General features: G+C 53.5%; 14 protein-coding genes. 4 read left to right on the forward strand and 10 right to left on the reverse strand.

Going from position 1 to position 14,367, the window contains the following annotated elements; translation table 11 throughout:
• Window positions 1–62: 62 nt before the first annotated feature.
• Window positions 63–908: a bifunctional 2-polyprenyl-6-hydroxyphenol methylase/3-demethylubiquinol 3-O-methyltransferase UbiG gene (gene ubiG / locus BN8_RS02910; protein WP_310589764.1), complete on the forward strand. Its 846-nt coding sequence runs from the start codon at window positions 63–65 to the stop codon at window positions 906–908.
• A 92-nt stretch (window positions 909–1,000) separates the two neighbouring features.
• On the opposite strand, the gene BN8_RS02915 is transcribed toward ubiG, so the two are convergent.
• The 7 genes from BN8_RS02915 to BN8_RS02945 form a co-directional block, all read right to left on the reverse strand.
• Window positions 1,001–3,382 (reverse strand): glycoside hydrolase family 20 protein, encoded by a 2,382-nt coding sequence (locus BN8_RS02915; protein ID WP_009280295.1) that lies wholly within the window; start codon window positions 3,380–3,382, stop codon window positions 1,001–1,003.
• 195 nt (window positions 3,383–3,577) lie between these two features.
• Window positions 3,578–4,441 (reverse strand): sugar phosphate isomerase/epimerase family protein, encoded by an 864-nt coding sequence (locus BN8_RS02920; RefSeq protein WP_009280296.1) that lies wholly within the window; start codon window positions 4,439–4,441, stop codon window positions 3,578–3,580.
• Between the two features lie 245 nt (window positions 4,442–4,686).
• Window positions 4,687–5,136, reverse strand: a complete 450-nt coding sequence (locus BN8_RS02925; protein ID WP_192579015.1) for a DMT family transporter — start codon at window positions 5,134–5,136, stop codon at window positions 4,687–4,689.
• Window positions 5,137–5,166: 30 nt separating this feature from the next.
• On the reverse strand, window positions 5,167–5,946 hold the full coding sequence (locus tag BN8_RS02930) for a DUF481 domain-containing protein (protein ID WP_040005284.1): 780 nt from the start codon (window positions 5,944–5,946) through the stop codon (window positions 5,167–5,169).
• 3 nt (window positions 5,947–5,949) lie between these two features.
• Complete coding sequence (locus BN8_RS02935; protein WP_009280299.1) at window positions 5,950–6,666, reverse strand: alpha/beta fold hydrolase; 717 nt, start codon at window positions 6,664–6,666, stop codon at window positions 5,950–5,952.
• A gap of 42 nt (window positions 6,667–6,708) precedes the next feature.
• A complete protein-coding gene (locus BN8_RS02940) occupies window positions 6,709–7,440 on the reverse strand; it encodes an NADPH-dependent F420 reductase (protein ID WP_374755519.1) in 732 nt (243 codons plus the stop codon).
• On the reverse strand, window positions 7,376–8,146 hold the full coding sequence (locus BN8_RS02945) for a type 1 glutamine amidotransferase domain-containing protein (RefSeq protein WP_009280301.1): 771 nt from the start codon (window positions 8,144–8,146) through the stop codon (window positions 7,376–7,378). Before BN8_RS02945 ends, BN8_RS02940 begins: the two co-directional genes overlap by 65 nt.
• Before the next feature lie 142 nt (window positions 8,147–8,288).
• On the opposite strand from BN8_RS02945, the gene BN8_RS02950 reads away from it, so the two are divergent.
• The 3 genes from BN8_RS02950 to BN8_RS02960 all read left to right on the forward strand — a co-directional run bounded on the left by BN8_RS02950 (window position 8,289) and on the right by BN8_RS02960 (window position 10,873).
• Window positions 8,289–8,639 (forward strand): winged helix-turn-helix transcriptional regulator, encoded by a 351-nt coding sequence (locus BN8_RS02950; RefSeq protein WP_009280302.1) that lies wholly within the window; start codon window positions 8,289–8,291, stop codon window positions 8,637–8,639.
• Between the two features lie 235 nt (window positions 8,640–8,874).
• Window positions 8,875–9,489, forward strand: coding sequence for a DUF6134 family protein (locus BN8_RS02955; protein WP_009280303.1), 615 nt, complete (start codon window positions 8,875–8,877; stop codon window positions 9,487–9,489).
• Window positions 9,490–9,580: 91 nt separating this feature from the next.
• Entirely contained in the window at window positions 9,581–10,873 is a 1,293-nt protein-coding gene (locus BN8_RS02960; RefSeq protein ID WP_009280304.1) for a lytic transglycosylase domain-containing protein, read from the forward strand.
• A gap of 113 nt (window positions 10,874–10,986) precedes the next feature.
• Here BN8_RS02960 and BN8_RS02965 read toward each other — a convergent pair whose 3' ends face one another.
• The 3 genes from BN8_RS02965 to BN8_RS02975 all read right to left on the reverse strand — a co-directional run bounded on the left by BN8_RS02965 (window position 10,987) and on the right by BN8_RS02975 (window position 14,336).
• The gene (locus BN8_RS02965) at window positions 10,987–12,075 is read right to left on the reverse strand and encodes a hypothetical protein (RefSeq protein WP_009280305.1); all 1,089 of its coding nucleotides are present in this window, start codon (window positions 12,073–12,075) and stop codon (window positions 10,987–10,989) included.
• Between the two features lie 144 nt (window positions 12,076–12,219).
• The gene (locus BN8_RS02970) at window positions 12,220–13,257 is read right to left on the reverse strand and encodes a glycosyltransferase family 9 protein (RefSeq protein WP_009280306.1); all 1,038 of its coding nucleotides are present in this window, start codon (window positions 13,255–13,257) and stop codon (window positions 12,220–12,222) included.
• A 92-nt stretch (window positions 13,258–13,349) separates the two neighbouring features.
• Entirely contained in the window at window positions 13,350–14,336 is a 987-nt protein-coding gene (locus tag BN8_RS02975; protein WP_009280307.1) for a glycosyltransferase family 2 protein, read from the reverse strand.
• Window positions 14,337–14,367: the final 31 nt, after the last annotated feature.

Below are 14,367 nucleotides of genomic sequence, written 5' to 3' on the forward strand. Positions count from 1 at the left end.
TATATATCAATATATCCTGTTTAAAGAAATGAGTAGCCAAAATGTCGATTTGCGTGTTATACATGAGAAACTTGTCCATCATGGCGCAACGCTCCTTCTCGACTGCTACGTCAGTTAGTGATCTGGTCAGTAAAAAATCAACCAACAACACCGTTTACGACGCCGACCGAGATATATGGTGGGATCCCGATGAGCTGTTTTTCATGCTGAAGACGTCCGTCAATCCGGCGCGGTTTAGCTATTTCAACCGTATTCTGGCTGCTCAGGATAGCGTTGTTCGGGGAGCCGCTCTGCTGGATGTGGGCTGTGGGGGCGGGATTCTGGCCGAGGAGTTTGCCGAATTGGGAATGAACGTAACAGGGATCGATCCGTCGGCATCAGCCATTGCTACGGCTCGTCGTCATGCTCAACAACAAGGCTTATCGATTGATTACTACGTTGGCGCGGGTGAAAAGCTGCCGTTTGCCGATGCGTCCTTCGATTATGTCAGTTGCTGCGATGTGCTGGAACACGTAGAGGACGTCAACCAGGTACTGAGTGAGATCAGTCGCGTACTACGGCCGGGTGGCTTGTTTTTCTATGATACCGTAAACCGGACGTGGCTGAGCTGGCTGTTTTTGATCAAAATTGCCCAGGACTTGAAACGCTGGGCGTTCATGAAGCCTGATCAGCACCTGTATGAGTTGTTCATCAAACCGGCCGAACTCAACCGGCACCTGAATGCCGTTGGCCTGACGAACCAGGACGTACGCGGTATGGTCGCCGACTACAATCCACTGCTGACCCTGCATTACCTACGCAAACGCGCCACTGGCCGCTGGACCTTCCGGCACCTCGGCGAACGCATGAAAATGCGCGAGGGCAAGGATACGAGTTTGTGTTATATGGGATGGGGGAGGAAAAAATGAAGAAAGGGAGGAAAGGGATGAGGGGGAGGAAAGGGAGGAGGGGATGAAATTACCGTTTCTTCTCCCTTTCTTCCCCTTTCTCCCTTTCCTGCTTATTTTACCTCAATTTCATCCACGGCCAACTGAGCGGGTTTGCCGGGGTTGCGGAGTCCGGCAGGGACGCGCCCGACGTTCAGAGCCGTAATGCGGACGTAGCGGGCCGACGTAGGCGCAAACTCAAAAGGGAGCCGGATAATGCCCCGCTTACCGCCTTCGGCTGCGTTGCTCTTGAACGTACCGACCGGTCGGTACGTCTGCCCGTCGTCAGAAACAGCTATATCAATCTGTTTAGGCAGGCAGAGGTTGCGGGCCGTGTACTTGACAAATCCCACCGAAACCGACTGGACCGGCTGCGACTGGCCAAGATCGACGACGGCACTGAAATTACCCGAGAACGACACCACATCCATCAGTTCGTACCCGCCCATGCTGCCCAGGACGCCGTCGGTCAGGTTGTTTCGATCGGGACGGCCTTTGGTGGCCGGAGCCAGCAGCGTGTACGGTTTACCAGTGGCTTTCGAGATAAGGTATTCCTTTTGCATAATTCGGCCCATAGGTACCTTCATCGTGGTGCTATCGGTGAAGGCTACGGCCCGGATGGTAGTCGTTTTGTTGAGGGCGATCGGAGCCGTGTACTGGGGTGATTCACCGGAAGGGACGGAACCGTCGGTGGTGTAGCGGATTGCAGGAACCTGTACGCCGGTCGACAGCGAAACAGAAAGCTGACCGGTTGATGTTACGGTGGTTTTAGCGGTTACGTTGTACAGACTGCGGGCGTAGTTGGCGCCAACGGCATCCAGGCGCTTAAAATGCGTTGCGAGCCGTCGGGTAAAATCGGTATAATCCTTTTGTGCCAGGGGTGTCCACACGACCTCAGCCAGCGCAGCCGCCCGGGGCCAGACCATGTATTCGACATAGGCCGAATCCTGTATGTATTCAGTCCAGACGTTACCCTGAGCCCCCAGGATGTGCTTTGCTTGCTCAGCGTTCAGTTCGGTGGGCGTCGGGTTGTACGAATACACCAGCGACAGGGGAACAAGGCCGCCGAAAGCCGTTGGCTCCTGACCCGGATCGGCCTGATAGTGGTCGAAGTAGCAGAAGGTGCCGGGCGTCATCACAACGTCGTGGCGCTGGCGGGCGGCTTCAATACCCCCTCTGGTTCCCCGCCAGCTCATCACGGCGGCATTGGGCGACAGTCCGCCTTCCAGGATTTCGTCCCAGCCGATGATTTTTCGGCCTTTCGACGTAACAAACTTGTCGATGCGCGTGATGAACCAGCTTTGCAACTGATTTTCGTTCTTTAGTTTTTCGCGCTTAATCAACTGCTGAGCATACGCGCTTTTCCGCCAAGTTGACTTGGGACATTCATCACCCCCAATATGAATGTATGGGCCGGGAAACAGCGCCATTACCTCCGTCAGTACGTCCTGAAGGACCGTAAATGTTTTTTCATAGGGGCAGAACACATCCTCGAAAACACCCCACTTGGTAGCCACCTGATACGGCCCCGCAGAGCACCCCAGTTCAGGGTAAGCCGCCAGAGCCGCCAGCGAATGGCCCGGCATTTCAATTTCCGGAATCACGTTGATGTGTCGGGCGGCTGCGTATTGAACGACTTCCCGCACTTCGTCCTGGGTGTAGAAGCCGCCGTAGGGTTGACCATCGAATACCTGCGGATCGTACTCGTCGTAGTGGCCGACAATGGTCTCGCGACGCTGCGACCCGATCTGGGTCAGCTTAGGATACTTCTTGATTTCAATACGCCAGCCCTGATCGTCGGTCAGGTGCCAGTGAAACGTATTGAATTTATGCAACGCCATCAGGTCGAGGTACTTCTTGATGAAGCTGACCGGAAAGAAATGCCGGCAAACGTCGAGGTGCATACCGCGATACACGTAGCGGGGCTGATCTTCGATGCGGCAGGCCGGAATGAGCAGAGGGCCTGTGGCTGAGGGCGTGGGGGCAGGCGTTATACCGCTCGATTGCCCCATGCCCCCGGCCCCACGCCCCAATGCTGATGGTGGGAGTAACTGATAAAGCGTCTGGACGGCGTAGAAAAAGCCTTTCGCTTGACGGGCTTCAATGCTGACGACCTGATCCGTAATGTCGAGCCGGTAGGCTTCGTCGCCCAGGGTTACGTCGGTGGAGGGGATAAACTGAATCAGATTTCCGGGTAGCGCCATCTTGTTGACGTTCCGCACCGTAATGCCTAAGCCACTCGACTGATTAAGCTGGCGAGCGAAGTTGTCGGCAATGGTTTTCAGTTCCGCCTGCGCAAACGGCACCATGATCGTGGTCGTATTACTGACAGTAAACTGACCCGGGCGGGGCTGAAGCTGCGCCGGGCGCGGAATAATCGTGTACTGATTTTCAGATTGGCTAAACCCTGAGCAGGCACTCAGTAAGAACAGAAACAGCAAATACGTGCAGCGCATAGAAAGACACTAAGCAAGTTCACGTCAAAAGTACGGTATTTCCGTCGAGCCAGACGTTTGGACCCGATGCACCTATAACAAGAAGAGGTAAGCTATCGTTAGCTTACCTCTATTCATACTACATAAAAACCTATGTGACTCACCTGATTTTACCCCCAACTCACTGGAGAAGGTTGGGGTAAAAAGATGGGTGATTTACTCCCGCAGGTTCTTCAGATACGCGATGCTCTTCGGTACCTGTTCGCCTTCTTTGTTGCTTTCGTCCTCAATGAAATAGTGCTTGATACCAACCTTCTTGGCCGTTTTCAGAACGGCGGGCATGTTGATCTGGCCGTCGCCCAGCACGACGTCGTTTTCCGGAGGGGTACCACCCGTAAAATCGCCTTTAATACCTTTCTTGAGGTCTTTCAGGTGCATTAGTTTCCAGCGGCTGCCGTACTTATTCAGCAGCGCAACCGGATCGGCACCCCCGTGGGTGGTCCACAGGATATCCATCTCAAACGACACGTAATCGGGGTTGGTGTTCTGTACCATGTAGTCGAACAGCGTCCCGTTTTTATAGGGCTGAAACTCAAACCCGTGGGTGTGGTAGCAGAAGGTCAGGCCGTTTTCTTTCAGCACCTTGCCAACCCGGTTAAAATCCTCGACGGCTTTCTGCGCATTTTCGAGCGTGAAGTTGCCCTTCTGATGAGGAATCCAGGCCACCATCACGTAGGAGGCACCGAGTTCTTTGGCCCGATTCACGGCGTCCATCGGGTCTTTGACAATCTGCTCGTAACTGGCTCCGGTAGCCGGGATTTTGATGTTACGCTCGGCAAGCAGTTTTTTAAAGGTCTCAGCAGACATACCTTTCGGCACACCCCCTTCCATCTCGGTAATGCCCAATTTATGAATGGTGTCCAGCGTAGCTACTACGTCTTTAGGGAACCAGTTCCGGTAGGTGTAGGCCTGAACGCCGATTGGAAACGTGTACACCGGCTTCCCCGATTGGGCCGAAGCCGTGATATGGCCCGCACTAAACAGGGCCGCCAGGCAGAGAGAATAAGTCAGCCTACGCATCAGTAGCAGTTTGGTAAGGTTTAGTTGTGTTCGTTTATAAGGGATAAGAAAGTTGACCCAAACTACTACTCTTTTGATTAGTGTAAATCAGCTTAAACGCAGCATAAAGTAAAGTTCTGTACGTAACGTCCAGGCTATGCGGCCCGTAAACCTCAACCGTGCGTTACATGGGATACTACGTCCATCTGAACGTATCCGTGAGATGGCAAAAGATCAATGAGTGTCGCGCTACTTTGGGTGTAGCGTTAAAACTTTCTGACTATGTACACACCGGCGATAACCAGCAGAACACCCGCCACGCGTTGCCAATTAATACGATGAATGGGCGCGTTAAGTAATTCAAACTGGTCAATCAACAGGGCCGCGATTACCTGGCCCAGTAACACCATCAGCGTTACGTTGCCAATGCCGAGCCTGGGCGCGCAAATGACAATCAGCAGAATGTAAGTGCCACCCAGAATGCCGCCCAGGTAACTCCACCAGGGGGCGTTGGTAAACTGACTGCTGCCCGGTAATGTCTGCTGACTGACCAGATTGTATAGCGTTAAACCGACAGCGGCCACCACAAATACGGTCAAAGCCGAGTAGTAAGGACTTTGCAAACTTTTACCTAACTGCGTATTCATGGCACTCTGAAACGGAATCATAGCGCCGGCCAGTACTGCCAGAAGGATAAATAGAAATTGCGGATTCATTTTCATACGGTTCGTAGGATCGGTGGTCAATCAATGGCGATGGGTTTTTCGAAGGTTATACGATAGCCCGACAGTCAACAGCCGATCGTTGGGCAGAACCTTGATAATGACGACGTTTTCATGTGTGTAGGTGTATAACGCGGTAAGGTTAAGCCCTCGCCAGACTGGGACGTCAACGCCCACATCGAATTGCCACCGGTAATTGTTTGCGTCCGAAAAGGCGGGTTGCCAGAAGGCGTCGTAGTACAGGCGCAGGTGGTTGTCGAGCAGATAATGCCAGCCACCCAGCCAGGTAGTCGCTCGCCCTACCGCGATAGAGCGCGAACCGTTGTAGCGTTCGCTCGAAAAAGTTGAGGCCGTAAACCGCGTGTCTTCATACACTCCACCAGCCGACAGTTTTAATACATTCAGACGGCTACGCCAAAGCTGTATGGTAAGCCCTGCTCCGGCAAAGTAGCGAAAGTCGATCTGCCGCCGATAGTTCGTACTTATGTAGGCAATGGCAAACGGATACAGGCGCTGATACGGTCGGAAATACAAATAATTTCGACTGAACAGGTCATTGTCTGCCTTGACCGAGTAAAACTCCTGATACAAACTGGAGTTTTGCGACTTAAACACCCAGTTACGTCCGGGGGATGCGGTAAAATCCAGCCGGCCCCTAAAGTTCAATACGTCCACGTTACCGGTCTGGTAATTGCCGGTCAGGGCAGTACGTAGCTGGAATAGTGTTGTGTCGCTTTCATTCAACTGGGCCTTCGCCATCCGCCCCCACAGGCAGAATAAAGTTAGGTAGAGCCAGGGCTTCATGGCTTACTTGGCAATCAGGTCTGCCAGCTTAGCGGGATGGCTAAAAAACGGACTGTGCGACGAATCCAGTGTGTATATGGCCGACACGGGTGTTTTGCTGACCATCTGTTGCTGGAGATAATAGCTGACAGCATTATCCTGCGTGGTGTGGACATATACCTTCTTCACTCGGCCAAACCTGTCGGCGGTCAGATTGACGGGCGTTGCTAAAGGAGCCAGTGCATCAGCCTTGTGGTTCCGGATGAGTCTCTGAACAATAGGCTCATCGCAGTCGGCCGCAAAACACTCTTTAATACCCTCAGGGGCAATGTAAGCTGGCGAGTAATGCTCTGGATCATCCTGCCGCCAGTATTTTCCGATATGGCTGTCTTTGTCCTGTTGACTCAGGCCGTATAAGCTTTCGCCATTCTGCGGCAGATAAGCGGCTACGTACATGAGTTTGTTTAGCTGAGTCGGAATAGCTTCGGCCACTTGCGAGATAACCATACCGGCCATACTATGACCCACCAGAATAACATCGTCTTTGTTCCCAATGGCGTTTTTAACCGCATCAACGTAGTTCTGCAACTGAATTTGTTCGTACGGTGTGTTGTCGGGGCCATGGCCGGGAAGGTTCACCGCCGTTACGTCATAGCCTTTGTTTGTCAGAAGCGGAACGACCTGATCCCAGGCCGAGGCATCCATCCACGCGCCGTGGACAAGCACGATTGGCTGACTCATGTTTCGTTGTGTTTGACGTTTAGTTTGTAGTGAATACGGGGCTTAGCGTTGCAGGACTTTCAGCGCTATGTTACGGCCTAGTTTAGAGCCGAAGGCCAGCGTTGTCCAGACAAACGCCAATTGCTCCACCAGCGGAATCCTGGTATCATCCCCCAGATCGTAGCATTCGGAGCATCCTAGTTCAAGAGCCAGCAATCGGGTAGCTTCTTTCGCTTCGTGACTATTACCGGCCATGAACATGTCAATCCCTTCGCCCTGATAGGAAGGGTTGAGCAGGTTTTCGTAGCCGGTCGAATTAAAGCACTTGATCACATCGGGACATCCGGTAATTGCTTTCAGAGCGGCTACGGCGTTCGGAAAATCAGACGTACCCAACGAACCGTTGGTGGTTTCAATGATGTATTTACCGCTCACCTGACCCAACTGATTGGCGACGTCAATGACCGCCTTCGCCGGTACGCTGACTACGATCAGATCAGCGGCTTGAGCAGCTTCCGGTATGGTGTGTGCCGTAATGGTTTCATACTGCGCCAGCAAAGCGTCTGATGTAAACGCTGCGGGGTCTTTCACCCCGAAAAAGATACGGTGTCCGGATTTTGCCCAGCCCTGTGCTAAAGCTCCACCAATGTTTCCAGCACCAATGATCGCTATGTTCATAACCTGTAAGTGAAAACCTGACCTGCTTTGATTTTCTTCCGATTTATTCAGCTTACTCCCCCAAGGCCTCGATGATGGCTCTGGCGGTTTCTGCCCCCGAGAAGTTTTGCTGTCCAGTGATAAGGTTACCGTCGCGGATGGCGAAGCCTCGCCATAGACCGGCCTGTACGTAGTTGGCGCCTATTTTTTTCAGTTCGTCCTCAATACGCCAGGGCATCACGTGTTTGTCGCGCGAGAGCAGACCGTATTCCCAGACGGCATTGTCGGCGAAATCTTCTTCTACGTTAGCGAAGCCGGTTACCGTCTTGCCTTTTGCCAGATACTCACCGTTGGAAAGCCTGGCGTAGCGCAGGATTGCCGTGCCGTGGCAGAGCGCCGACGTTACTTTACCCGCTTCGTAGAACTCGACAAACTTCTTATGCAACTCGGTCGCATTGTCAAACGTGAACATAGGCGCTTGTCCGCCCGCAATGACAATTGCGTCAAACGCATCGACCGTTAGTTCAGAAACCGGTTTTGTGTTGTCGATCAGTGCCCGAAGCTTCTCGGTGTGAATAAATCCCTGCGAAATGAGGTCCGTTGACGAATAGCCGCTGGGATCGTTGGGGTCACTCATGGCATCAGGTTCGCACTGGCCGCCATTGGGGCTGAATACCTCTACTTCGTAGCCTTTTTCGGCAAATTCGTAGTAAGGATGGGTCAGTTCGCTCCACCAGAAGCCGACGGGCCAGCCGGTGGTTGTTGAAACGGCTGGATTTGAGATAACAAGGGCAACGCGCTTCGGGCGTTTCGGGCTGACTACATTAGGGTCTTTTAAGCTCATGATTGCCAAGCGTTAGAGTTGAAAAGAGATTAGCTCATCGGCTTGCGCAAAACTATAGCGAGCATATACTTTTGTAAATATATATACTACGAAGTGTGCTACTCTCTAAAAGGAGAGCGTTTGATAATCAATTGGTTAAATCATGCCTGATTTCATTTATAACGGAAAGCTCTACTATAATCCCGTTGAGCTGGCGATGGACCACATCGGAGGGACCTGGAAAATGCCAATTCTCTGGCGGCTGAACAAGCAAGTAATGCGGTACAGTGAGTTGAAAAAATACCTGCCGCACATTAGCCATAAGATGCTGACGACCCAGCTTCGTGAACTGGAGAAACACGGCTTTGTCAGTCGAAAAGTATATCCGGTGGTTCCCCCTCACGTGGAATACAGCATCACCGACAAAGGTCGTCGGGTCATTCCTATCATTGAGGTAATCCGGGCGTTTGGCCGCGAGTTGATGGAAGAAGTGGGAGTCAAAGAAAAGCCGTAGCGATGCCCAGACGTAAACGTCCTTAAGTAGGCAAGGGTAAGTACAGAATGCGTTTAGCTTAGGTGTAAATGAAACAAAACAGGCGAATGGCGGTAGATACGTACATCGGACCTGCAAAATTTTAACAAATCAAGCTGCTTAGGTTCCGAACCGATCGCGTTTAAACGCGGCAGTCATGTCCTGATTAGCCTTTGGCCGCAACACGGCAGCCGAGGGTATTATCGTTGATTATTAAATGATGAAGTTTTTTCTGACTTTCCTGTGGCTGAGCCTAGGGTTCAGCTCGTTTGCCCAGTCATCTAACAATGCATCCGAAACCCATCACTACGCCATCGAAGTGGCCGGCATCCGGGTTGGTACCATGACCGCCGTTCGACAACCCCAGCCAGACAACCGCACCACGTACACGCTGATTAGCGACGTGAAGGTTAGTTTGCTGGTTTACACCGTGAAAATTTACTATAAAGTCGTCAATCAATTTCAGGGCGACAAGCTGATGCTATCAACGGTTGAAGCGAAAACCAATCGCGGTAATTACGCGTCGAGAACCGAATGGAAAGGGGATCATTACGACATTGTGGCGAATCAGTACAAGTACGATCACAAGGCTACCGAACGGACACCTATTGATTTTACTATCTCCTCGTTGTATTTTGCCGAGCCCTTACAGCGAAGTAAGGTGTATGCCGAGTACTTTGGCGATTATTTTACGTTCTCCCGAACGTCCCGCGGAACCTACCGCGCCGTGCTGAACGATCGGGAAGATGAGTATGTGTATGAGCAGGGGAGATTGGTGAAAATAATCAAACACAATGCGGTAAAGAATTATGTGATGCGGCTGCTGGATTAGCACAGCGGAGACACGACACGGAGGGGGCCGCCGAATACCGGGCACGTTCTGAACGGGCTTAGGATACGTAACCATCGCAGCCCACCGTTGTATGACGAAGCTGATTCTGATAGCCGCAGCCGGTTTCAGCTGTGGCAGTTTTGCCGTAACTTCCGTAAACGCAAAGTCGCCGACCTACGCTACGGCCCTTCCGCTTACTACCATAGCGCCAACCCTTTTTGCGCTGCACAAACCCATCGAAGAGAAGCCGGTCGTCCGGTTCTGTGGGGAAAGTCTACCCGCCAACCAGCCCGATATTACGGCCCGTTGGGCTCGTACGTTGAGCCGACAGGCTGCCAGGGCGGGTAGCCTGGCCGCCCTGAAACGACGCGCATCGGTCGTGTTTCCGATCATCGAGCCGATCATTTCGCGCTACGACATCCCTAATGATTTCAAATACCTGCCCCTGCTCGAAAGCGCTCTGACCACCCGCGCCGTGTCGCGCCAGGGAGCGGCCGGTTTCTGGCAATTGATGCCGCAGACGGCCCAGTCGATGGGACTGAGCGTGGCGCGTCGGCGCGACGAACGATTTAACTTGTTGAAGGCGACCCATGCAGCCTGCCGCTACCTGAAGCAATTGTATCAGCAACTGGGTTCGTGGATGCTGGTGGCGGCTGCCTACAACGCCGGCCCGAACTACGTTCAGCAGGTACGGCGGCAGCATCCCGATCAACATCCGCTGGCGTTGCCGCTCAAAGGCGTTACTAAAGCATATCTGTACCAGGCCGTAGCGGTTAAAGAACTGCTGACCCGCCCCGAAGCGTACCGCGATTACCTGAGCAGTCGGCATCTGGCCGCGCTGAGCGATTCGCTGGGTGAGGCCATAACCACCGACGAACGCAGTACCATTCTGGCCTCGCTCGACATGAGTGCGTGGACTCCGACCGATTCGGTGGAGACCGAATGGGGTATTGCCATACCGGATAGTACGTCGGGGGTTGAGTTACTGACCGAAGCGGATGAAACCGACGAAGCTGCTACAACGACTGATTCGGTAGTTGTTGCGCCGGTGGCGGACGTTGCCAAAGCGCCCTCCGTTCCGCGGCTGACGACGCGTAGTTTAAGTGAGGGTGCTATTACGGAAGGGCAGTTGTGCGTGTTTCAGGTCGTGCAGCCCGTTACGCTCAATGGCTATACGTTTGCCGTCGGCGATATGATCTACGCTCACGTCGAACTGCTGGACGCGACCACGGGCAAAGCATTCCTGCGGACGGACAAAACCGTAACGGCCGATACGCAGGAAAGCCGTCCGCTGAAGCTAATCGCGGCCGACCAGCCCCGGCAGCCGGGCGTACCGATTCCTTCGCGGCTGGAAAACTGGCGGCTGGAGTGGGAGCAGTTGTAAAAGGATTACAGTAAGTGCGTCAGTTGGCTATTTCTCAAAGGCCACGTAGTTAATCTTGACCGGCTCAGGAATCCAGCCAGTCTTTCATTTGACGACTCGCCGGTCGTCGACATTTAGTTTTCGTACACGATGGACAACCCCAGAAACTGATAGAAGGGGATGTTCCGGAACTGGCCATGGGGATTCAAGCCCGTGTAGGCTCTGAGATAGGCGCCCAAACGGGGTATGTTCGCGGAATTAGACGAAAACTTCCAGCCCATGTATCCGTTAAAACAAAGCCTTCGTTGCTCGTTGTTCTGGATCTCGTTCAGCAGGCTGGGGTCCGATACGGTACTACTGTTCAGGTAGAAGGGATAGCCAAACTGCACTCGATTGCGTACCTCCAGTGAGAGGATAAACCAGGCGTTTCGACTAGCCAGCCATCCCCGCACTTGCTGGTACTGATACTGCGCATACTGTTCAGCCCAGCGCCTGGAAGGAACCACTTTGGTCGTGTCTCCCTCAACGGACCGGATACTGTACCACCCTTTTGACGGATTCAGTAAGGCCCGTACCCCGATTTTGAACGCATGATTATTTTCTGCTCGGCCATTTGGATCATTCAGGGTCAGGGCTGCTTCGGCAACCTCGTAGGAGATATTAACCCGGGTAATGGGCAGTGCGCTGCTCACGCGGTTTATGACAAGCTCATCGCCCAGATGAGTGCTCTCGTGGAAAAAGGGAATCAGCTTTAGAGCTACATTTTTTAGATGACGCCGATTGAGCTCTCTGAGCACGTTTAGTTCCACAAGGGCAAACCGGTAATCGGTGTTAAGGATCGGGGCCGTAATCTGCTCGGTAAAGTCAAACCAGATGTTGGTCGAAACCGGTATGGAAATAGCCAGTCGCGTTTGTTGCCGTCGCCGGTTTAACCAGGTTGCGGAATAAATAGGTACCTCGACAGCCAGGTCGGTTTCGTTGTAAAACACATACAAGGCCTTCCGATTGGTGTTAATGTTGTACTCTCTCAGATTCAGACCGGCTCCTGCCTGAAGTTTAGTGAAAGGCGAATAGATGTCGGCGAGGAAATATTTTCCAAAGGAGCGTTGACTAAAAAAGCTTTTTTGGCTTACTGAGCTATCGTTTTGAGCAAACGTAGGAAGCGAGTAAAACAGGCTTACCAGGCAAAGTAGATAAGTCCGTATGAGCCATTGTCTTTGCATACCGTTGAATTTATTGGTTAACTCCCGCTCTGCAAACACTGTTCAACAGCCTAAGTTTGTCGAAGGAGAGATAGTGAATTTGATTGCTTACTATGCATAACCCACGTTAGACTATTGGCCAGTTTGGCAAAAACGGCTGAACACTTAATACACAGTCTGCAACAGATCCTCCACCTCGGCCAGCATGCGCTCGGTAGTTGCGTCTTTTTCCAGCACGACGCGGTGGCGTTCGCGATCCAGGGGAGCCCATTCGGCGGGGTCGGCGGAGGTGAAGACAACGACGCTCGGCGCGTGGCAGGCTGCGGCCAGGTGCGATACACCGGTGTCGTTGCTGATGAGCACGGCGGCTCCGTCCAGAATGGCCGCCAGCGAACCAAGATCCGTCTGGCCGGCAATACTCACCGATGGGTGACGCATCAGCGCCTGAACCCGCTGGATGATGGGTTCTTCGGCGGTCGTGCCGGTCAACACAATGGTGTATCCCTGTTCGGCCAGAGCGTCGGCTACGTCGGCGAAGCGATTCTCCGGCCATCTTCGGCCCGAAATACCGCCCGCATGAATGCAGACGTAGGAGGGGGAATGTCGTATTTCGTTTTCTGTTTTCGGTTGTATGCCCGCTGTCGTCAGGATAGCCTGGGCCCTGGCACGGTCGTGTTCTTGAATTGGGAATTCCAGCTCATAGCCCTGCGCCGGAATGCCGACATACTCCATTAGCCGCACGTGGCGTTTGACCTCATGCTCTTTTTCCGGGTAGGGCATGAATAACTCCGGATGGGGTAGAAACCGTTCGGGGTGATTTGTCGGGTGATAACCTACCACCGCTTTAGCGCCAAATAACGTCAGCATCGCGTTCACCAACGTACCGTTACCCTGCATCTGAAACACCATGTCCCACTGCCGGGCCTGCATTTCCTGCAGGAAGGCCACCGATTTTACTATGTCAAGCGGTTGCTCAGGCAATCCCGGCCAGCCGGGAAACGTAATAAATTCGTCGAAGATGTGGTTATAGCGCTCAACAAACTCCTGCGCCCAGGGTAAGGCAATGAGGGCGATGTGGGCGTCGGGGTAGGCCCTGCGAATCGCCCGGAACGCCGGTACGGCACAAAGCAGATCGCCAAGCTTGATGGCGCGTAAAACGGCAATACGTTGGGGGGAAGCGGGTAGGGCGTTGTGGAATTGCATGGCGGGGCGTCGGATTGGTCGATACTACGCGTGGCTCGGAAGCACGAACGATCTGGTTAAACGTTCGTGCTTCCGGATGACAAAAGTGAAACCTACCAATACAGTACTCGATACTTGAAAGCGCCGTATAGCCGCCAGTATACCGACAGGAACGGCGTTGGTACGGCCGTCAGGATAGCGTGTTTGATGTCGATCCACCGCCAGTGTCCCTCGGGGAGTCGTCGGATGGTCAAATCAGCCGTAGACAGGAGCCAGACCGAAAGACCGGCCGAGGCAACGAATCCGCTGAATGGCAGGGTTAACAGGCCGATCACACCACCCACAACGGTCAGGTAGTACTGAAACACCAGCCCCCGGTACGCCGGAATCCGTTCGCGGAACAGGTCCGGGTGACGTTTGTAGAGCAGGGCATCATACCGGTTTTTCCGCTCGTCGCGCAGGGGAGCGTACCAGGGCGCTTCGCGCAGGGGATGAACAATCACCGCTTCAGGGCACTTTGTAACAGGAATGCCTAACTCCAGAAATTTGAATTGCAAATCGCTGTCTTCGCGCCAGGCAATGTCGAACGCTTCTTCAAACCCACCGACCCGCTGCAAGGCAATCCGGGAACAGAAACAGTTGGCTGTTACAAACTCCGCCGTTTCGAGCAGGGCCGTAGTACGGTCGTGGTGCGTAGCCTGATTGGGCAGCGGCATACGTACCGAGCCGGTAACGACCTGCGCGCCCCGCCGAAAACACACCAGCGCGGCCGACAACCAATCGGGCTGCGGCACACAATCGTCGTCGGTAAAGGCCACGACCCGGCCCCGGGCGGCCCGCCAGCCCCGGTTGCGGGCGGCAGCCGGACCCCGCCGTTCGGGCTGGCCCAGATAGCGAATCTCCAGCGGGCCACCCTGCCGGGCTACCCGTTTCGTGAACTGCCAGACGGCCTCAGCCGTTTCGTGCGAGTTACCGTCGTCAACTACAATAATCTCAAACTGGTCGCGGGGCAGCGTCTGCTGACTCAGGGCTTCCAGACATTTCATTAAAAGGGCCGGTCGCTGATACGTCGGAATCACGACCGAGAACTCCGGTGTCATGGTATTGTGTAGTTAACTGTATTAAGTTTCA

The organism is Fibrisoma limi BUZ 3 (assembly GCF_000296815.2).
Lineage (GTDB): Bacteria > Bacteroidota > Bacteroidia > Cytophagales > Spirosomataceae > Fibrisoma > Fibrisoma limi.